Genomic DNA, 19938 nt, shown 5'->3' with positions numbered 1-19938 from the left:
CGTCCCAGTGAGGTCCCGATGAGCCAGTCCGTCCGCCGCCTGACCGTCGCCCAGGCGCTGGTGCAGTTCCTGTCCGCGCAGTACACGGAGCGCGACGGCGTGCGCCACCGGCTGATCGCCGGCACCTGGGGCATCTTCGGCCACGGCAATGTCGCCGGCCTCGGCCAGGCGCTGCTGGAAGCCGGCGAGGACACGATGCCCTTCCATCAGGGCCGCAACGAGCAGGCGATGGTGCACGCGGCCGTCGGCTACGCCCGCCAGCTGAACCGGCTGTCCGCGCAGGCGGTCACCACCTCCATCGGCCCCGGCGCCACCAACCTGGTCACCGGCGCCGCGCTGGCCACGATCAACAGACTGCCGGTCCTGCTCCTGCCGGGCGACTACTTCGCCACGCGTCCCGCCGACCCGCTGCTGCAGCAGCTCGAGCACCCGGTCGAGGCCGACGTGTCCGTCAACGACACGCTGCGCCCGGTCTCCCGCTCCTTCGACCGGATCACGCGTCCGGAGATGTTGGTCCCGTCCGCACTGAACGCGATGCGGGTGCTCACCGATCCGGCCGAGACCGGCGCGGTCACCCTCGCCCTGCCGCAGGACGTGCAGGCGGAGGCGTACGACTGGCCGGAGGAGTTCTTCGCCGACCGCGTCTGGCGTGTGCGCCGCCCCGCGCCCGACCCGGTCGAGCTCGCCGAGGCGGTACGTGCCGTCCGCGCCGCCGAGCGTCCGCTGATCGTGGCGGGCGGCGGCGTCCACCACAGCGAGGCGGAGGGCGCGTTGAGGGCCCTGGTCGACGCCACCGGCATCCCGGTCGCCTCCACCCAGGCCGGCAAGGGCTCACTGCGCCACGACCACCCCGCGGACCTCGGAGGCATCGGCCACACGGGCACCGCCGTCTGTGACGACATCGCCCGCGCCGCCGACCTGGTCATCGGCGTCGGCACCCGCTACAGCGACTTCACCACCGCCTCGAACACCCTGTTCCAGAACCCCGATGTGCGCTTCGTCAACCTCAACATCACCGCCTTCGACGCCCACAAGCTCGCCGCCCGCACCCTGGTGGCCGACGCGCGGTCCGGTCTCGAGGCGCTGGCCGAAGGCCTGTTGGGCCACCGGGTGAGCGAGGCGTACGAGGCCGAGTACCGGGCGGGCAAGGAACGCTGGGAGCAGATCGTCGAGGCCGCCTGCCGCGCGGACGACGAGAACGCGGTGCCGACCCAGACCCAGGTGCTCGGCGCCCTGGACTCCGTCGTGGGCGACGACGACGTGGTGATCAACGCGGCCGGCTCGCTCCCCGGCGATCTGCACAAGCTGTGGCGGGCCCGCTCACCGCGCCAGTACCACCTGGAGTACGGCTACTCCTGCATGGGTTACGAGATCCCGGCCGGCATCGGCGTGCAGCAGGCCGCGCCGGGCACGCCGGTGTGGTCGCTGGTCGGCGACGGCACGTACTTGATGATGCCCACCGAGATCGTCACCGCGGTCCAGGAAGGGCTGCCGGTCAACCTGGTCCTGATCCAGAACCACGGCTACGCCTCCATCGGCGGCCTGTCCGAGGAGACCGGCGGTGAGCGGTTCGGCACCGCCTACCGTTTCCGCGCCGCCGACGGAACCTTCACCGGGGCTCCGCTCCCCGTGGACCTGGCCGCCAACGCCGCCAGCCTCGGCATGGAAGTCCTGCGCGCCAAGACCGTACGGGAGCTGCGGGAGGCTCTCACGGCGGCGCGCGCCTCGGACCGGCCCACCTGTGTGTACGTCGAGACCGATCCGACGCCCACCGCTCCCGGTGCCGAGGCGTGGTGGGACGTGCCCGTCGCCGAAGTCGCCTCCCGCGAGGCCGCCCTGACCGCCCGTCGGAGGTACGACCTCCATGTCGCCGGCCGCCGGCGTCACCTCTGACCCCCGCTCACGAAAGGTCCCCCGCACCATGAAGACCATCCGCCACTGGATCGGCGGCAAGCCCGTCGAGGGCGCCTCGGGGCGCTTCGGCCCGGTCTACGACCCGGCCACCGGCGTTCAGGAGAAGCAGGTCGCCTTCGCCACGGTCGACGAGGTCGACGCCGCCGTCGCCGACGCCAGGTCCGCCTTCGAAAGCTGGAGCGAGTCCTCGCTCGCGAGGCGCACGGCGATCCTGTTCAAGTTCCGCGAGCTGCTGGACGCGCACCGTGACGAGATCGCCGAGCTGATCAGCGCCGAGCACGGCAAGGTCCACTCCGATGCGCTCGGCGAGGTCGCGCGCGGTCTGGAGATCGTGGAGCTGGCCTGCGGCATCTCCGAGAAGCTGAAGGGCGAGCTGTCCACCCAGGTCTCCACCCGCGTCGACGTGGCCTCGATCCGGCAGCCGCTCGGTGTGGTCGCCGGCATCACTCCGTTCAACTTCCCGGCCATGGTGCCGATGTGGATGTTCCCGCTCGCCATCGCGTGCGGCAACACCTTCGTGCTCAAGCCGAGCGAGAAGGACCCGTCGGCCTCCTTCCGGCTGGCCGAGCTGGCCACCGAGGCCGGCCTGCCGGACGGTGTGCTGAACGTCGTGCAGGGTGACAAGGCGGCCGTCGACCGGCTTCTTGAGCATCCGGACGTCGCGGCGGTCTCCTTCGTCGGTTCCACTCCGATCGCCAAGTACATCCAGCTCAAGGCGGTCGAGCACGACAAGCGGGTCCAGGCGCTGGGCGGCGCCAAGAACCACATGCTGGTCCTGCCGGACGCGGACCTGGACTTCGCCGCGGACCAGGCGATCAACGCCGCGTACGGCTCGGCCGGCGAGCGCTGCATGGCGGTGTCGGTGGTCGTCGCCGTCGGCGACACGGGCGACGAACTGGTGGGGAAGATCGCCGAACGGGCGAAGAACCTCCGTATCGGCCCCGGCAATGACCCCGCGTCGGACATGGGTCCGCTGATCACGCGCGAGCACCGCGACAAGGTGGCCTCGTACGTGACGAGCGCGGCGGGGCAGGGGGCCGAAGTCGTCGTCGACGGCACGGGCTACTCGGTGGCCGGCCACGAGGACGGCTTCTTCATCGGCGTCTCGCTGCTCGACAAGGTGCCGGTGACCGCCGACGCGTACCGGGACGAGATCTTCGGCCCCGTGCTGTGCGTGGTGCGCGCCGACACCTACGACGACGCCATCAAGCTGATCAACAGCTCCCGTTGGGGCAACGGCACGGCCGTCTTCACGCGGGACGGCGGCGCCGCGCGCCGCTTCCAGCTGGAGGTCAAGGCGGGCATGGTCGGTGTCAACGTGCCCATTCCCGTGCCCGTCGGCTACCACTCCTTCGGGGGCTGGAAGGACTCGCTCTTCGGTGACCTGCACATCTACGGCAACGACGGCATCGCCTTCTACACCCAGGGCAAGGTGATCACGACGCGCTGGCCGGACCCGGCCGACGGCGGTATCAACCTCGGGTTCCCCAGCCACTCCTGAGGAACGCCGCGGCCGGTGCGGGCAGGGGCGGGTGCCCTTCCGCCCGGCCGCTTCCTCTTCATGACAACTTGTCAGGACAACGTGATGACAAGGGTTCCCGTCAACCGGTCGTCGGCATACTCTCCCCCAGTGACCGCTTCCTCCGCCGGGGCCCCCGCCTTCGCCCTCGACCGCAGCAGCCCGGTCCCGCTCTACTACCAGCTGGCGCAGCAGTTGGAGGCGGCGATCGAGCACGGCGAGCTGCGCCCGGGCGCTCTGCTGGGCAACGAGATCGAGCTCGCCGGGCGGCTCGGCCTGTCCCGCCCCACGGTCCGCCAGGCCATCCAGTCCCTGGTGGACAAGGGGCTGCTGGTCCGCCGCCGGGGCGTGGGCACCCAGGTGGTGCACAGCCAGGTCAAACGCCCGCTGGAGCTCAGCAGTCTGTACGACGACCTGGAGGCAGCCGGCCAGAAGCCCGCGACCAGGGTGGTGAGCAACGCGGTGGAGCAGGCGTCTGCCGAGGTGGCGGCCGCCCTGGGGATCGCCGAGGGCAGTGAGGTGCACCACCTGGAGCGCCTTCGCCTCTCCCATGGCCAGCCGATGGCGTTCCTGTCCAACTACGTGGCGGTGAGCCGGCTGGACCTCGACACCGGGAGACTCGAGTCGACGGGTCTTTACCGGATGATGCGGAGCGCGGGCATCACGCTGCACAGCGCCCGGCAGACCGTGGGCGCGCGGTCCGCCACCCCCGAGGAGGCACGGCTCCTGGACGAGCCCGGGGGCGCCGCCCTGCTCACCATGCAGCGCACGGCCTACGACGACACCGGCCGCGCCGTCGAGTACGGCGCCCACATCTACCGCGCCTCCCGCTACGCCTTCGACTTCCAACTCCTGGTGCGCGCCTGACGGATGCCGACGGCTCCCGGCTGACGGCACGACGGCTCCCCACCACGGCCGACGTCCCGGCGCCGCTCATCAGGAGCCGACACGCGCGTTGCGCACGTCCGGCAACGAATGACGAGACCCGGAAACGGGCGGACCCCCTCGCGGCCAAACGAGGGGGTCATCAATGCCGTGGACTTCCGGACAAGAAGGACACGACGGGCGCCGGTGATGGCAGCGCCCTGTGCCGCCGTGAGCAGCACCTCCTCACTATTGACGGTCGCTCGGCGCCCGAACGCAAGGCTGGATTCGGAACAATGCGGTAAAGGGCCCCTGAACAGCCAGAACGGTGACCAGCGGTGATCAAGGCCTGACTCATACCGCACTTCGGGTCTTCCCGGACATCTGCGCTCACAGCATCCTTTCCAGTGGACGACCCTCGCTGGATGACCAACTCCCGCACCGGCCACGGCCAAGGCCGGGGGTCAGCCGCTTCCGGACAAGAACATCAATCAGGACCACGACGGAGGACGCCGTGACGCCCGGTGCCCGATTCATACTCGCGCTGACTGCCCTGATCTCGTTCACCGGTCTCGCGATCACCATGCTCTGCCTGGGACAGCCGGCCAACGCCATTGGCAGTCTCGTCCTGGCGATCGTGGTGGGCGTGACCCAGCTCATGCAGGCCATGGAGGGCCCCGCCCGCGGCCGCGGCTCCCGCCCGCAGGCGCTTGTGCCTGCCGAGGACCGCAAGGCGGAGACCGAGATCGCCACGGCGAACGACACCGACGACACGGACGACGCCGAGCCCGCGGACGGCGGGGGCGCCGAGGACGACGAGGACGAGGAGAGGCCGGCAGCATGACCATTGGGGAAACCCCGGGCTGCGGGGAGGCTCCCAAGCGCCGCGGCAGGCCGCTGAGCCCGATCTGCGAGGAGACGACCCCGGAGCACCGGGAGTGGCTCGTTCCCCTCCGTGCGGCGTACGCCGAGAGCGGGCTGACGTATGAGCAGCTACGGGTCCGGGCGGTCAGCAACAACGGCCAGTTGTCGCGGCTGCTCACCGGCGCGGAGGGATACCCGGATCTGGCGCGTGTCCTCGACGTGTACACCGCCCTTGTGGGCGTGGTCGAGCACACCTACTCCGCCGAGTGGTACTGCAAGACCTGGGAGGCCGGTGCCTGGGCGGCGGGACGTCCGGAGGAGTGGATCAAGGAGTGCCGCGCCGAAGTCAAGCGGAAGAGGGATGCCGGCAGATACAGGCAGGCGTTCTTCTGCCTCCTCGGCCTGATCGTCTGCGCCTTGTTGTGGACCCGCGTCGTCATGCCGGACGGCACCGGCCGGGGCGGGCCGCCATTCACACCGGTCACGTCGTGTGCAGCGGTCTGCGGCCTGACCGGCCAGGATCCGCGGCCACGGCCGGCGCGCAACGACCGTTGGTACGTGATGTACCCGGCGCCCACGCCCTCGGCACTGCCGACCGGGCCGTTCGCGCGGAGGGCCTACGTGGCGGGCACGGTGCTCGAGGACGCGCCTGTGTACGACCTCTACCACCAGGCCAGGGAGGAGCAGTCCAAGGGGGTGTACGTCAGGGCCGGCAGCACCGTGTACGTGCAGTGCCATGACAGCCGCGGGTACCTGGTGATCTACGGCGGAAACGGGGACAGGTTCCGGGCCCGGGACGTGGCGAACGTCTCGGCGGAGGCCGCCGTGGGCGTCGGCAAACCCACGTCGCTCCTCCGGAGTCTCCTCGACGCCAAGGAGTGCCCGGCGTTGCCGAACTGACCGCCGCCGAAGCGAGGATGCCTCATGGGGGTGCCGCACCGGCGCCGCTCCCGTTGCCGGACGAGAGCGTTGCGCACGTGTGGCCGGGGAGTTCGGCAGCCTGGGCAGGATCGTACGGTGCTCACCCGAGGTCCACCCATGCGCGTCGCTGCGCCGAACGGCTCATGGCGTCCAGCGCGGCGGCGCTGTGCACGGCGTCGTCGACGGTGGCGCCGTACGGCGCGCCCTCGACGACGGAGCGCAGGAAGTGGTACGCCTCGATGACCTTCAGGTCGTCGTAGCCCATGCTGTTGGCCGCACCGGGCTGGAAGGCACCGTACTCACCGTGGCCGGGGCCCACGTAGAGGGTGCTGACGGGCTGGTCCTGGTAGGCCGTGCCGCGGCTGACGCCGAGTTCGCCCATGCGCCGGAAGTCCCAGAAGAGCGCTCCCTCGGTGCCGTGGACCTCGAAGCCGTAGGTGTTCTGCTCGCCGACGGAGACCCGGCAGGCCTCCAGGACACCGCGGGCGCCGGAGACGAAGCGCAGCAGGCAGTTGACGTAGTCCTCGTTCTCCACTGGGCCCGGCTCACCGCCCGTCGCGCGGCTGTGACCCGCGGTGGCACCGGAGGGGCGGGCCCGCTCGGGGATGAAGACGGCGGTGTCGGCGGTCAGCGACTCGATCTCGCCGAGCAGGAAGCGGGCCAGGTCCACCCCGTGCGAGGCGAGGTCGCCAAGGACTCCGCCGCCGCCGCGCTCGCGCTCGTAGCGCCATGTCAGGGCGCCCTCGGGGTGGGCCGCGTAGTCGCTGAAGAGCCGAATGCGGACATGGGTGACGGTGCCGATCCCGCCGGAGGCGATCAGCTTGCGGGCGGCGGCGACGGCCGGGGCGTTGCGGTAGTTGAAGCCGACGGTGCCCTGGACCCCGGCCTCGGCGACGGCTCCGGCGACCGCGCGGGCGTCCTCGGCGGTCAGCCCGACGGGCTTCTCGATCCAGATGTGCTTACCCGCCTCGGCCATGGCGACGCCGATCTCGCGGTGCAGGAAGTTCGGGGCGGCGATGCTCACCGCCCGTACCCGGGGGTCGGCGGCGATCTCGCGCCAGTCGCGGACCGCGGTCGCGAAGCCGTACTGCCCGGCGGCCTCCGCGGCACGGCCGGGCACCTCGTCGGCGACGGCGACCAACTCGGGCCGTACGGGCAGCTGCGGGAAGTGATGGGGCAGACGGACGTAGGCCTGGGTGTGCACTCGTCCCATCCAGCCGAATCCCACGACGGCGACGCCGAGCGTACTCACCATGACTGCCCCTCTTTGGACCGGTCCAGAATGTGCGTGGCTCACATTGTGGCCCATTGGAGCACTTGTCAATCCCTTTGACAGGGGCACTGACCCTATGGAACGGTCCATCCATGAGACCACCGACGATCCGTGATGTGGCCGAACGGGCCGGAGTGTCGAAATCGCTGGTCTCCCTGGTGCTCCGCGGCTCGGACCAGGTGCGCCCCGAGAAGCGGCAGGCCGTGCTGGCCGCCGTCGAGGAGCTGGGCTACCGACCCAACGCAGCGGCGCGCAGCCTCAGCGAGCGCCGCAGCCGTACCGTCGGCGTCCTGCTGAACGACATGCGCAACCCATGGTTCGTGGAGCTGCTCGACGGTCTGAACTCCCGTCTGCACGACTCCGGCCTGCACATGCTGCTGGCCGACGGCCGGCTCAACCGGCACCTGGGCGAGGACCTCACCCGCACCTTCACGGACCTGCGGGTCGACGGGCTGATCGCCGTCGGCACGCTACCGCCCTCCGGGGCGCTGCGCACCGCCGCCGCCCGGATCCCCACGGTCGTCGCGGGGGCCCGCGAACCGGTGCTGCCGGCCGTCGACATCGTCGCGAACGACGACGAGCGCGGCGCCCGCCTGGCCACCGAGCACCTCATCGCCGTCGGCCACCGGCGCATCGCGCACATCGCCGGGCAGGGCGTGGTCGGCGAACTGCGCCGGCGCAGCTTCGAGACCGTGATGCGCGAGCACGGCCTCACGGACACCGCGATCGTGGAACAGGGCGACCTGACGGAGGAGGGCGGCTACCGGGCCACGGTCCGTCTCCTCAGCACCCCCGAACGCCCCACCGCCATCTTCGCGTTCAACGACATTGCGTGCGTCGGCGCCCTGTCGGCGGCCGAGGAACTCGGCCTTCAGGTGCCGCGCGACCTCTCCCTCGTCGGCTACGACAACACCTATCTCTCGCGGTTGCGTCACTTGTGGCTCACCACGGTGGACAACGCCGGCCACGACGTCGGCCGCCGCGCCGCGCAGTGCCTCCTCGACCGCATCGCCGACCCCACCCGGCCCGCGGAACTCCTGCTGACGGCACCGGCACTTGAGGTGAGGGGGACGACGGCGGCACCACGCCGGGCAGGAGGCGCTTGAGAAGCACCCGCGGATGCCACGACGGGAAGTCGACAAGTCGACCAACTGAGGATTCCGGCCGCCGCCGATCGCCACGGACCGCCGCGGACCCGCGCTCCCGAGTGGCCGCCCTGGTGATCGCTCAGGGCTTGGCCCGGGCGATGAGCAGAGCGACGTCGTCCTCACCGCCCGGCGGCCGGAGGGTGTCCAGGACGCGGTCGCACGTCTCTCCCAGATCCTTGCCCCGTGTGGCGGTGAGGGCGTCGAGCAGGGTGTCGAGGCGGGCGTCGATGGGCTCGCTCCGCGTTTCGACCAGGCCATCGGTGTAGAGGACGAGCTGGTCGCCGGGCCGGAAGTCGATGGTGGTGGTCTCGAAGGTGACCCCGCCCACGCCGAGCGGAGCGCCGGTGGGCAGATCGAGCAGCCGAGCCGGCCCGTCGGCCCGTATCAGGACCGGGGGCAGGTGGCCGGCGAGGCTGATGTGGCAATGGCCCAGGTGAGGGTCGTGGACGCAGTAGGCACAGGTGGCGATGGTCTGCTCGACGTCCTCGGTCAGGTGGTCGAGGTGCCGGAGCACCTCTGCGGGGGCTAGGTCGAGTTCGGTGAAGGCGCGGGTGGCGCTGCGCAGCTGGCCCATGCTGGCGGCGGCGTTGATCCCGCTGCCCATCACATCCCCGACGACCAGGGCCGTCTTGTCCCCGGGCAGATGTATGGCGTCGAACCAGTCGCCGCCGATCTCGCTGGCCGCGCCCGCGGGCTGGTAGCGGCAGGCGATCTCCAAGCCCGGCAGATGCGTCGGAGGCTCGGGCAGGAGTCGGCGCTGGAGGGTGAGGGCGGTGTTGCGCACGCTCTGGTACCAGCGGGCGTTGTCGATGGACACCGCGGCGCGGGCGGCCAGCTCGCAGGCGAGGAGCACGTCGTCGTCGTCGAAGGGCGCGGGGTTGCGGGTGCGTTTGAGGTCGAGGGCGCCGAGGACCTCGCCGCGCGCCACGAGCGGTACGGCCAGGTAGGAGTGGACACCGGCCGCCTCGAGGAGCAAGGCGGCCTCGCCATCGCGGGCGATGCACCGTAGATCCCGGGGGGTGGTGCGGGCCACCAGCACCGGCTGACGGGCGTGCACGCATCGAGTGAGCAGGCGGTCGCTGTCGTACGTGGCGACTTCCCCGGGCGGGTCGGCCGCGCGACCCGCCTCCGAGGGGTCGGCCGCGGTGACGGCGACGACGCAGAAGCGGGCCGCTCCCTCGTTGGGCGCCGGCCGGCCGCGGAGGACGCTGTCGAGCACATGGACGGTGGCCACGTCAGCCAGATCGGGGACCACGACATCGGCAAGCTCGTGCGCGGTCTGGTCCACGTCCAGAGTCGTTCCGACGGAGGCGGAGGCCTTGGCGATCACGGCAAGCCGGTGCCGCGCCTGCGCGGCCTCGACGGCGGCCTGGTGACGTTCGGTGACGTCGATGACGGAATTGGCCACACCGAGCACCCGTCCGGTGGAATCCTCCAGCCGGTAGTACGAGACGGACCACGCACGCTCGTGGTCGGGATCTGCCGGGGGCTGGCCGACGACGTACCGGTCGGAGACCGGCTCCCCGGTCTTCAGGACACGGCGCATCCGTGCCTCGACGGCCTCGGCGTCCAGGAAGGTCAGGACCTCGCCGATCCGCCGGCCGAGATGCTCGGCGGCGGACAGGCCGTGGATGCGTTCCAGGGCGGGATTCACGGTCAGGTACCGCAGGTCGGGATCCAGGATCGCCAGTCCGATCGGGGACTGGGAGACCAGCCGCGCGGACAGCGCGACGTCCCGCTCGACCTGCTCGACCGTTGCCTGGTCCGCGGCCAGACCCAGGGCGTAGGTGTTACCGCGGTCGTCCAGCAGCCGCATGTTGCGGAACTCGACCAGACGGGTGCCGCCGCCCTTGTGCCGGATCGGGAAGGCTCCGGCCCAGTCGGCGCCGGACTCCATGACCTTCGAGAACAGGTTGATCACCTGGTCCCAGTTCTCTTCGTGGACCAGCAGCTGCGCCGCGAACTGGCCCAGCGCCTCCTCGGGGGCGTAGCCGAACAACTCCTCCGCCTTGGGGCTCCAGAACACCACCCGCCCATGGGCATCGAGCACCACTGCGGCGACGCTCAGCAGATCGAGGAGGCCGCTGGGCGGCACGGCGGCACCGGCCACGGGCCGGCCGTGGCCTGGCCGGGAGGATTCCGACGTGCCCATGCGCCCTTTTCCTCTCCCGCCCGGTGCCGGCTCGTGCCGTGCCGGTGGGCGCTCCGCCTTCTTCCTTCATAGTCGTCCCGGCCCCGAGCGGCACATCCTGGACCGGCCGACGGCCGCCAGCGGCGGGCCTGTGCCTGGACCTCCTATACCGGAACCGGTCATCGTGTGCCAACCCTTCGTGAGCGCCCTCCGCGCGGACGGCGTCCGGCCGCGGCGTGGTGGCGTCCGGGCCGGGCGAGTCACCGGGCACCGGGGGGCGGTCCCTGTGACGGCAGGTACCATCGCCGGGTGAACTCCTACTGGCGCGTCGCTCTGCCGCCGCTCTGCGCCTGATCGGGCGCACCCGCTGACGGTCTGATCCGCGACCCCGGCCCACCCGCACGGCGGCCCGGGGCCGCACCCGCTGACGGTCTGATCCGCGACCCCGGCCCACCCGCACGGCGGCCCGGGGCTGTGTCGTGCGCCCGTTTCGAATCCGGACCGCAGACGGTATCGACGACGGAAGTTCACGACTGTGCCGAACGACGCCTCTTCCCGGGCTCTTGCCAGTGCGGCTCCTTCAAGGCCGCAGCCCCGCCATGGCGGTCCCCTCAGCGGGCCGGTTCCGATCCTTGCCGCCGCAGTGCTGTGGGGCACCACCGGCACCGCCGGCTCGCTTGCTCCTGCCGGAGCACCACCGGCGGCCATCGGCGCCGCCGGTCTGACCCTCGGCGGTTTGATCCTTTTCCTGTCCGCACGAGGCAGCCGCTCCCTTCCCCAAAGGTGCGCACGCCGCGAACGGTGGCTGCTCGCTCTCGGCACACTGGCGGTGACCGGATATCCCGTCAGTTTCTACCCGGCCGTGGCCCGCACGGGCGTGGCCGTGGCCACCGTGGTTGCGCTGGGCAGCGCGCCGGTCTTCGCCGGGCTCCTGGCCTGGCTCACCCGGCAGGGCCGGCCGACCGCCCGCTGGCTGTGCGGCACCGCGGCAGCGGTCCTCGGCTGCACCGTCCTGGTGCTGGGGCCTCAACTCGCAGGTGGCGCCGCGCCCATGGACATCATCGGGGTGGCGCTGGCCGGGCTCTCCGGTCTGTCCTACGCCGCCTACTCCCTCATCGGCGGGAAACTCATCGCCCACGGACACCCCTCAAGCGCGGTGATGGGGGTGATGTTCGCGGGAGGGGCGCTGCTCGTGCTGCCCGTGCTGCTGTGCAGTGACACGCACTGGCTGGTCACCCGTCGCGGCGCGGCGGTGGTGCTGCACCTCGCGGTGGTCACGACCTTCCTCGCCTACCGGCTCTTCGGATACGGCCTGCGGCACACCGCCGCCCAGGTGGCCATGACGCTGACCCTGGCCGAGCCCGCCGTCGCGGCATTGCTCGGCGTCGCGGTGCTGGGCGAGCGCCTGCCGGGCGCGTCCTGGTGCGGGCTGGGCGTTCTCGCCACGGGCCTGGTCTTCCTCACCTTCCCCGACGGGCGCCGCCGAGGCCGCTGATCGGCCCCCGCCCGCGGGTGGCGCGGGCGGGGGCCGTCCCAAGGTGGTCCGGTCGGTCGCCGGAACCGGGCGGTCCGGTCAGTGGCCGGAACCGGGCGGTGCCGTCAGTGGCCAGGGGCGCAGCGGTACAGCGTCTGGGCGGTGGCTCCCTCGTCGGCCGTGCCCGAGAAGCCCGGGTCGGCGGAGGCGCCGCCGGAGGAGTCCGTGCCGCCGTAGGCGGAGGCCGGGACGCGAGTGCAGGCGGACCGGACCCAGTCGGTGATCTGTGTGGTCGCCGTCGTCCCGCTGCTGCCGCCGCCGAACATGGCGCCCATGCCCCGGCCGCCCCCGAGCAGCACGTACTGCAGCTTGCCGGAGTCGATCAGCCGCCGGAACTGCGCCTCGGTCGGGAACGGCACCCTGCCGCTGAAGCCGCCGAGCGGCAGGACGTGGGCCCCGGTGGCGAGTATGTACGGGGACGCGCCGTTCCAGCTGGTGGTGGCGAACACGAAGGCGGCCGAACCCTGGTGCGCGGTGGTGTAGTCGAGCAACTTCCGCTGGTTCGCGGTGAGTCCGCCGCCCTCGCCGAAGCCGCCCGCGCCGCCGCGGGTGGCCCCCTTCCCGCGCATCGTGCCGCCGCCCCAGGCAGGTTGGCCCATCCGGCCGCCCGCCGACTTCGCCGAGCCGTGGTTGCGGCTCATGCCGGACGGACCGACCCCGCCCATGCCGGAGCTGCCGTACGAGGGGTTGAAAACCTGCACCGCCCACGCGCCCGGCGCGATCAGCACCGCGACGAGGGACGCGGCCAGCCCCGCGAGGGCGAGCCGGCCGCCGGACGGTGTGCGACCGGGACGGGCCAGCACCAGCAGGACGACGGCAGCGAGGCCGAGCACGCCCACCGCGGGCGCCAGCCACGGCAGGAACGACGGGAACTGGCCGGCGAGATACGAGCTCCACACGGCCGTCGCGGCCACCGCGCCCGGCAGCGCCCATGCGCGACGGCCGCCGCATCGGTAGGCGCGCCACATCAGCGCGATGCCACCACCGGTGAGCGCGGCGAGCGGTACGGCGACGACGCCCATGTAGTAGGTGTGGCCACCGACGCTGCCCGCGCTGAAGACCAGGAAGTACGTGGTCAGCCAGGTTCCCCAGAGGACGAATCCGGAGCGGATCCGGTCGGTGCGCGGCTTGCCCCGGCGCCACAGCAGACCGCAGACGACGGCGCCGGCGCCGATCGGGTAGAGCCAGCCGGTCTGCGACGCCAGCGACGTGCCGAACATCTTCGACCAGCCGTTCTGGTCACCGCCCCAGCCGCCACCGCCGCCGGCCTGGCGCACTGCGCTCGTCCGGCCTCCCGCCTGCGCGAATGCCGGAACGCCCTGGGTGTTGCGGGCGCTCTGCGCGCCCGCTGTACCGGTGGGGCGGTGGTGGGTGCCGCCGCCGGGGCCGCTGCCGCCGTACTGCCCGGCACCGAACTGCCCGTTCCGGCCGGACTGCCCCGTCTGGCCGTCCCGGCCCCAACCGCCGGCGCCCTGCGCCCCGCGCTGTCCGCCGTGGCCGCCACCGCCGCCCTGCGTCGCGCTCACGCTGCCCGTGGAGGCCGCGCTGATACCGAGCGAGGAGAAGCGGTTCAGGAAGTTGTAGCCGACCACCATGCTGAACGCGGAGTTGTTGGTGGTGCCATCCACATACGGCCGGTCCTTGGCCGGGGTGAGGGTGACGGCGAGCATCCAGGACGCCGACACGGCAGTCATCACCAGGGCGGACAGACCGAGGTGCGCCAGCCGCTTGCGCAGCGCGATCGGCGCCGATGTCAGATGAACCAGGGCGAGCGCGGGAAGCACCGCCCACGCCTCCAGCATCTTGGCCTGGAAGCCGAGCCCGACCCACACGCCGGCGAACAGCAGCGGACGCAGCCGGCCGTCCCGGGCGGCGCGCTGGGTGGCCTCGGCCGCAAGCAGCACACAGAGCGTGAAGGCGGGGTCCTCGACCGCGGTGCGGAAGAGCCCCACAGCCACCGGAGTCAGCAAAAACGCCGTGTCGGCGATCAGAGCCGCGTTCACGCCGGCCCAGCGGCGCACCAACCGGTGCAGAACCAGCAGGCTCGCCACCCCCTCGATGACCTGGGGAAGGGCCAGCGCCCACGGATGGAATCCGAAGATCCGGGCGGAAATCGCCTGCGGCCACAGGAAACCCGGCAATTTGTCGAGCGTGATGGAATTTCCGGGGTCGAAAGAGCCGTAGAAGAAGGCCTTCCAGCTCTCCGTCATGCTGCGGGCGGCGTTCGCGTAGAACGTGTGGTACTGGCTGTGGTTGATCCCCCATGTGTAGAGCACGGCGGCGACCACGGTGATGACCAGCAGCGCCGGGCGCGCGTACGCGGGCTGGTCCACCGGCGATCTCCATGGCGCGCGTCGGTCGGCACCGGTGGGGGCGGTCGGGTCGAGAACTGTGGTAGCCATGCACAGCAGTGTTCGGTACCGCGCGAGCCCGCAGCGCCGAAGCGGCCCGATTCAAGGAACTTCTCGCCAGACTCAGGTCAATCCTTTAACCGGACCCGGCGGGATTTCAATCGGCGAAGTGCCGCCCATTACCTACGGCATACATTTGGTGTACACAGAAATTGAACAGTGGGCACACAGCTTCTGCCCAGGTGAATACGTGGGTCTTCTGAGCGGCGTCCGGCCGTCTGCCCGACGCCGCTCAGTAGGTCACTTCGTGACCAGGGTCCAGTTCATGTCGTGCAGGGTCTGGTAGATCGGGACGTAGTACACGCCCTTGACGCACCAGGGAGTTCTGACGCTGCTGTCGAGCACGTACTCCGACGACGGGCACGTCACGGTCTGGTCGAGGGCGGTGATCATGCCTCGTGCCTCGTCCGCGGTGTAGTTGGCCACGCTCGCGAAGACCGGGCCGCCGCTGTCGCCGTTGGCCGCCGCGATGCCGTCCGAGGTGCGCGAGGTGGCATAGGCGAGGTCGGTGGCCGGCCGGTAGATGCCGTTCGCCCCCGTGACTCCGATGTCCGTCTTGGCGATCTGCACGGCACAGTGCACACCGGAGTTCGCGCCATCGGTGCACACGTAGTCGCCGACGTTGTTGTGGCCCCAGCCGGTGACGGGCTTGGAGTACCCGTCGGTTTCGCTTGCGGGACCGTCGTACAGTGCTCCGCGGGCCTGCCCGGACGGCACGGAGATGCCGAGCGCGTCATCCGGCCCGGAGGTCTGGGAAGCGTCGGTCGAGCCGACCGTGGCCCCGCCCCGGTAGGTACGCCACAGACCGCTGCGGCCATTGCAGTGGTAGGCCGTGCTGAGCATGTACTGGCCCCTGGCGTTCTTGACGCTGAACGAGCCGGAGCAGATGCCGTTGCCAGGGTTCCTGAGGGCCGATCCGCCTGCCCACGGAGAGCTGTCCTGCTGGCGTGACGCGAGGTCCACGCTCAACGGCTTGTAGACCACGGCGGTGCTGACTCCGGCCGCGCGCTCGATGACCGCCTTGACCTCGTTCGACCTGCCCTGACGGGTGATGCGCGCCAGCGGGTCCGCATGATCCCGCTTGTCCGCGCCACGGTCTTCGTCGTAGCCGATCTCCAGGCCGCTTCCGTCGACTGCGGGTCCGATGCTGGTGATGCGGATGGGAGTTGCCGTGGATGCGATGCGCAGATCCGCCGGCTTCCCGCCGTGGAGAAGCTTGTTCCGGGCCGCGTGCAGTTCGCTCTTCGAGTATCGGGCGGGAAGCACCGAAGCGGTCACACCCTTGGGCAGGCGGGCGAGGATGCGCTGCACGCGCTGCGGCGGAGTGCCTTTCCAGTGCAGGCGGAGACTGTTGCGGACCGGATCGACTTCGATGTCGGTGAAACCGGGAATCCTGGCCCGGTCCGCTTCGGACAGTCCTTCGGTTATCTGCCCGGCGATCTTGTCGAGTGTTTCCTGCTTCTTCTCTGTCGCCGCAAGGCGTGGATCTGTGACTTGGCGTGCCTGGGCGCCTGCCGGCGCGGCCTTCACGGCCTCGCTGTCCGGCAGTCGGGGCGACGCTCCCGCCGAGGTGGACGCGAGGAGGGGCAAGGAGGCGGTCAACGCCGCGACAGGGAGCGCCATTACCAGGCGCCCACGGCCTTTGCCGGTGTCCTTCACAGGACCTCATTTCCATAGTTACGCAATTGACACGATCATGCTGTTGCAGCCGAGGACTCCGAGGCAAGGGGGAATCCAGGTCCGCAGGTGAGCAACTCCCTTCGTCTGCGGCCCGGTTCGGGCGGCAGGGCAGGGGCGCCACCGGTGGCGCCCCTGCCGTATCCGGCGCGCGAGCTCAGCCGGGATGTCAGGCCTCGCGCGCCGCCACGATCCACTTCGACGGCAGTTCGATGCGCGTGCCGTCGGTCGTGTGTTCCGTGGTGACCAGTGGCAGTTCACCGCTCGCCAGGACCGTGAGACCGGCCGCGCGCAGGTACTCCGGCACCGCCGCGTCCGCCACCGCACCCGGGGCTATGCCGTGCCGGAAGACCGGGGCGAGCTTGGCCGGCGGGCCGTCGGGGCTCTGCGCCAGCCCCTTCAGCACGGTTCCGGCCGCCTCGGCGAGTTCGGCGAGGAAGACCCGGCCACGCTCCCCCACCAGCGTCGCGATACCGTCGGCGAGCGGCCGGCGGTCATCGGGATCGCACTGGTGGAGCACGCCGCGCATATAGACGTTGGCGTCGCCGAGTTCGGCGTGCAGTGTTTCGGTCGCGCTCTTGTCGGTGGCGTCCAGTTGCCGGTATGTCGCCCGGCACGCGGGGTCGGCACGGCGGGCGTGGTCGAGGGCCGAGACGGACAGGTCGGCGCCGACGACCCGGGGGAAGTGCCCGGCCAGGAAGCGGGTCTGGGTACCGTTGCCGCAGCCGAGGTCCACGAACGGCAGCCCCGGATCGCTCAACAGCGGTTCGAACAGGGGAAGATGGGTGCCCGCGGTGCGTGCCGGCTCCGCGTCCCAGAAGACGGCTCCCGGCACGCCGGAGGCCTCGCGCCAGAAGCTCTCCCAGCCCCGCCTGTACCGACTTGTCACACTCATGCCCAACTCCCTGGGTGCGCCCGCGGCCCGCCGAGCTGACGGGCGGGATCGGTCTACCGCGGGCCGCCTCGGGGCGACAAGCGGCCGGCGTATACCTTTACCGCCCATTCGAACCGCGTACGCTTGGCGCGCCCCTGCACTCCCTACGAGCCCCGGCCCCGCCGGACCCCGGCCTCCCGCCCTCGCGCGGAGCCGGCGAGTCGTGCCGGGAGGACGAGCAACGGAGCGCCCGGAAGCCCGGGGCAGGTCAGCGGCGCGACAGGGTCAGCTCGAACCACACCGTCTTGCCTGCGCCCGTGCGGCTGCTCCCCCATTCGCGGGCCAGCGTGCTCACCACGCGCAACCCGCGCCCGGACTCATCGCCTGGGCCCGCGCTGAGCAGTGTGGGCAGGGTGTGGTCGTCGTCGTCCACCTCGCACAGCAGGGTGTCGCCACGCACCAGACGCAGTTCGACGTGGCGGCTGTGCGCGTGTGCCACGGCGTTGGTGACCAGCTCACTGACCATCAGTCCGGCGTTGTCGGCGAGCGCTCCCAGTCCCCACTCGTGGAGCTGCTCGCGGACGACCGCGCGAGCCCGGCCCACCTCGGCCGGGTCGAGGGTGAGCCGCCAGACGGCGACGTCCTCCGGTTCGATGCCGTTGAGCCGGGCCATCAGAAGCGCCACGTCGTCCTTGCGGCCACCCCGGGTGTTGAGGGAGCGGATGATGGTGTCGCAGGCGTCGTCCATGGAGGCCGCCGGGTGCGCGGCGGACTCGCACAGCGTCGCGAGGCCGACACCGATGTCCTCGCCCCGCACTTCGACCAGCCCGTCGGTGCACATCACCAGGCGGTCGCCCGCCGCCACGCGCACGCGTACCGACTCGAACGGCACCCCGCCGACGCCGATGGGCGCACCCGTGGGCAGATCCAGCAGCTCGCTGCGCCCGTCGTCGGCACGGACGATCACCGGCGGGATGTGGCCCGCGTTGGCGATGTGCAGCTCGCTCGCGATCGGGTCGTAGACGGCGTACAGACAGGTCGCGAGGTACGTGTCGCCCAGCCGCTGGGCGAGGTCGTCGAGATTGCGCAGCAGCTGGGCCGGCGGCAGGTCGAGGGCTGCCATGGTCTGTACGGCCGTACGCAACTGGCCCATCATCGCTGCCGAGTTGAGGCCGTGGCCCATGACGTCGCCGACGACCAGGGCGGTGCGGCCACCGGGCAGTTTCACGGAGTCGAACCAGTCGCCGCCGACGCGCCCGAGCAGGGTCCCCGGCAGATAGCGGGTGGCGATGTCACAGCCCGCCATACGGGGCGCGATGTGCGGCAGCATGCTGTCCTGGAGGGTCTCCGCGACGCTCTCCTGGTACGTGTACATGCGCGCGTTGTCGAGCACGAGGGCCGCGCGGGCGGCGAGTTCGGCGCCGGTGACACGATCCATGTCGTTGAACTCGACCCGCTCCGGGTGGCGCAGCAGGATCATGAAGCCGAGCACCACGTTGCGCGCCTTCAAGGGCACGACCAGCATGGACCGGTTGCTGATGAGGGGCCGGATGTCCCGCTTCTCGAACTGCGCGGCAATCGCGTGCCCCATCTCCTTGCTGATCCGCGGCACGAGGACGGGCTGGCCGGTGGTCATGCACTGGAAGAAGGGCGTGTGCGCCGGGAACGGCATGGCCTCCCCGACGGGCACCACGTCCTCCCAGCGGCCCGGCTCGTCCGTGTGCTCGAGGGCGACCCGGTGCCACATGGTGGTGGTGTCGGGCACGCCTTCGGGGAACCCCTCACCGGCGACGACCTGTTCGCGCAGATACGTGCCCGCCACGTCCGTGAAGCGGGGCACGACGGCCTTGCTGACCTCGATGATGGTCCGCGCCAGGTCGAGCGAGGTACCGATCCGGCCGCTGACCTCGTTGAGGAACTCCAGGTGCTCGCGCACCGCGACGTACTCGAGGTCCTCGCCCTCGTCCCGGAGGTCCTCCGGCACCGGCTGTCCGCTCGCCGCGGCCAGCGCGGCCCGCTCCCGGCGCGCCCTGCGTTCCGCGCGCCGGGGCACTCCCCAGTCGGGGGTGACGGGCACCCGGTCGTTCTGGCTGAACTCCAGGACGGGGTAGCCCAGTTCGAGCACCTGCGCGACGATGCGGGCGCTCTCGTCGACGCTCATGCTGGGCAGGATCTCGGGCAGCCTCCGGGCCAGTTCCTCGGCCCCGGGAAAGTCGGTGTGCAGGGCGAAGCCGGGCGCGATGCGCTCGATCGCCACGCCGTCGTCCCGGCGCTTGAGCGCGTCCGCGTCGGCGGCCAGCACCAGCAGCCGTTCCGGGCCGGGTCCCACCAGGGGGTAGGCCCACCACAGCACATCGGCCCTGCCCCGCCCTTCGGACGGGAGGACCCCCGTCTCGCTTCGCTCACGGTCGGGGGCGGAGAGGCGGGCGCGTCCGGCGGCCGGGTAGGACAGCCGCCCGTGGAGCGAGGACTCCAGATCGGGGCCGAGGCCGTCGCACGCCGCGTAGGCACCGTACGGCCCGGCCCCGTCGTCGGGCAGGGCTCCGGATACGGGCAGCAGATCGACGGCGGGCCGACCGACCGCCTCCTCCCTCGCGATGCCGAACAGGCGCCGTGCGCCCCGGCTCCAGTGCGAGACCAGACGGTCGCGGTCCACCACGACCACGGCCAGGGGGATACGGCCGGCCCCGGCGTGCTCCACCGCGTCGCTCCCGGCCGAGGCGCCCGTCTCGGTGCCATGGTCCATGGCCCAGGCCCTTCCCCTCCGCGTCCGCAAGATCTGTGCCGCACCACCACGGTACGGCCCCA

The 19938-nt window shown here is 71.4% G+C and carries 13 protein-coding genes; 7 read left to right on the top strand and 6 right to left on the bottom strand.

Going from position 1 to position 19938, the window contains the following annotated elements:
* Positions 1-18 precede the first annotated feature (18 nt).
* The 5 genes from iolD to AAW14_RS19660 all read left to right on the top strand — a co-directional run bounded on the left by iolD (position 19) and on the right by AAW14_RS19660 (position 6061).
* Positions 19-1893 carry a 3D-(3,5/4)-trihydroxycyclohexane-1,2-dione acylhydrolase (decyclizing) gene (iolD, locus tag AAW14_RS19680; protein WP_265565196.1) on the top strand — a complete coding sequence of 625 codons (1875 nt, stop codon included), beginning with the start codon at positions 19-21 and terminating at the stop codon, positions 1891-1893.
* 28 nt (positions 1894-1921) lie between these two features.
* Entirely contained in the window at positions 1922-3415 is a 1494-nt protein-coding gene (locus tag AAW14_RS19675; protein WP_265565195.1) for a CoA-acylating methylmalonate-semialdehyde dehydrogenase, read from the top strand.
* Between the two features lie 84 nt (positions 3416-3499).
* On the top strand, positions 3500-4300 hold the full coding sequence (locus AAW14_RS19670; RefSeq protein ID WP_416223338.1) for a GntR family transcriptional regulator: 801 nt from the start codon (positions 3500-3502) through the stop codon (positions 4298-4300).
* Between the two features lie 511 nt (positions 4301-4811).
* Complete coding sequence (locus tag AAW14_RS19665) at positions 4812-5141, top strand: hypothetical protein (protein ID WP_265565193.1); 330 nt, start codon at positions 4812-4814, stop codon at positions 5139-5141.
* Entirely contained in the window at positions 5138-6061 is a 924-nt protein-coding gene (locus tag AAW14_RS19660) for a hypothetical protein (protein ID WP_265565192.1), read from the top strand. The genes AAW14_RS19665 and AAW14_RS19660 overlap by 4 nt, the downstream gene beginning before the upstream one ends.
* 121 nt (positions 6062-6182) lie before the next feature.
* Here the strand turns inward: AAW14_RS19660 and AAW14_RS19655 are convergent, their stop codons facing one another.
* Entirely contained in the window at positions 6183-7337 is a 1155-nt protein-coding gene (locus AAW14_RS19655) for a Gfo/Idh/MocA family protein (protein WP_265565191.1), read from the bottom strand.
* A gap of 110 nt (positions 7338-7447) precedes the next feature.
* Between AAW14_RS19655 and AAW14_RS19650 the strand changes: the two genes are divergently transcribed.
* A complete protein-coding gene (locus AAW14_RS19650) occupies positions 7448-8461 on the top strand; it encodes a LacI family DNA-binding transcriptional regulator (RefSeq protein ID WP_265565190.1) in 1014 nt (337 codons plus the stop codon).
* A 121-nt stretch (positions 8462-8582) separates the two neighbouring features.
* On the opposite strand, the gene AAW14_RS19645 is transcribed toward AAW14_RS19650, so the two are convergent.
* The gene (locus AAW14_RS19645; protein WP_265565189.1) at positions 8583-10655 is read right to left on the bottom strand and encodes a SpoIIE family protein phosphatase; all 2073 of its coding nucleotides are present in this window, start codon (positions 10653-10655) and stop codon (positions 8583-8585) included.
* A gap of 514 nt (positions 10656-11169) precedes the next feature.
* On the opposite strand from AAW14_RS19645, the gene AAW14_RS19640 reads away from it, so the two are divergent.
* Positions 11170-12129, top strand: coding sequence for a DMT family transporter (locus tag AAW14_RS19640; protein WP_265565188.1), 960 nt, complete (start codon positions 11170-11172; stop codon positions 12127-12129).
* Between the two features lie 104 nt (positions 12130-12233).
* On the opposite strand, the gene AAW14_RS19635 is transcribed toward AAW14_RS19640, so the two are convergent.
* The 4 genes from AAW14_RS19635 to AAW14_RS19620 all read right to left on the bottom strand — a co-directional run bounded on the left by AAW14_RS19635 (position 12234) and on the right by AAW14_RS19620 (position 19876).
* On the bottom strand, positions 12234-14570 hold the full coding sequence (locus tag AAW14_RS19635; RefSeq protein ID WP_265565187.1) for an ArnT family glycosyltransferase: 2337 nt from the start codon (positions 14568-14570) through the stop codon (positions 12234-12236).
* Positions 14571-14819: 249 nt separating this feature from the next.
* A complete protein-coding gene (locus tag AAW14_RS19630) occupies positions 14820-16202 on the bottom strand; it encodes a S1 family peptidase (RefSeq protein WP_265565186.1) in 1383 nt (460 codons plus the stop codon).
* Positions 16203-16425: 223 nt separating this feature from the next.
* A complete protein-coding gene (locus AAW14_RS19625; RefSeq protein ID WP_265565185.1) occupies positions 16426-17151 on the bottom strand; it encodes a class I SAM-dependent methyltransferase in 726 nt (241 codons plus the stop codon).
* A 247-nt stretch (positions 17152-17398) separates the two neighbouring features.
* Positions 17399-19876, bottom strand: coding sequence for an ATP-binding SpoIIE family protein phosphatase (locus AAW14_RS19620; RefSeq protein WP_265565184.1), 2478 nt, complete (start codon positions 19874-19876; stop codon positions 17399-17401).
* Between the last annotated feature and the right edge of the window lie 62 nt (positions 19877-19938).

Source organism: Streptomyces hygroscopicus (genome assembly GCF_026168105.1).
In the GTDB taxonomy this organism is placed as follows: Bacteria; Actinomycetota; Actinomycetes; order Streptomycetales; family Streptomycetaceae; genus Streptomyces; species Streptomyces hygroscopicus_D.
This window is presented reverse-complemented; position numbering and strand designations above follow the sequence as displayed.

Bases quoted from the DNA above. Each gene is read 5' to 3' on its own strand.
- iolD (WP_265565196.1), top strand. From the start codon at position 19: ATGAGCCAGTCCGTCCGCCGCCTGACCGTCGCCCAGGCGCTGGTGCAG.
- AAW14_RS19675 (WP_265565195.1), top strand. From the start codon at position 1,922: ATGAAGACCATCCGCCACTGGATCGGCGGCAAGCCCGTCGAGGGCGCC.
- AAW14_RS19670 (WP_416223338.1), top strand. From the start codon at position 3,500: ATGACAAGGGTTCCCGTCAACCGGTCGTCGGCATACTCTCCCCCAGTG.
- AAW14_RS19660 (WP_265565192.1), top strand. From the start codon at position 5,138: ATGACCATTGGGGAAACCCCGGGCTGCGGGGAGGCTCCCAAGCGCCGC.
- AAW14_RS19655 (WP_265565191.1), bottom strand. From the start codon at position 7,337: ATGGTGAGTACGCTCGGCGTCGCCGTCGTGGGATTCGGCTGGATGGGA.
- AAW14_RS19650 (WP_265565190.1), top strand. From the start codon at position 7,448: ATGAGACCACCGACGATCCGTGATGTGGCCGAACGGGCCGGAGTGTCG.
- AAW14_RS19645 (WP_265565189.1), bottom strand. From the start codon at position 10,655: ATGGGCACGTCGGAATCCTCCCGGCCAGGCCACGGCCGGCCCGTGGCC.
- AAW14_RS19635 (WP_265565187.1), bottom strand. From the start codon at position 14,570: ATGGCTACCACAGTTCTCGACCCGACCGCCCCCACCGGTGCCGACCGA.
- AAW14_RS19630 (WP_265565186.1), bottom strand. From the start codon at position 16,202: ATGGCGCTCCCTGTCGCGGCGTTGACCGCCTCCTTGCCCCTCCTCGCG.
- AAW14_RS19625 (WP_265565185.1), bottom strand. From the start codon at position 17,151: ATGAGTGTGACAAGTCGGTACAGGCGGGGCTGGGAGAGCTTCTGGCGC.
- AAW14_RS19620 (WP_265565184.1), bottom strand. From the start codon at position 19,876: ATGGACCATGGCACCGAGACGGGCGCCTCGGCCGGGAGCGACGCGGTG.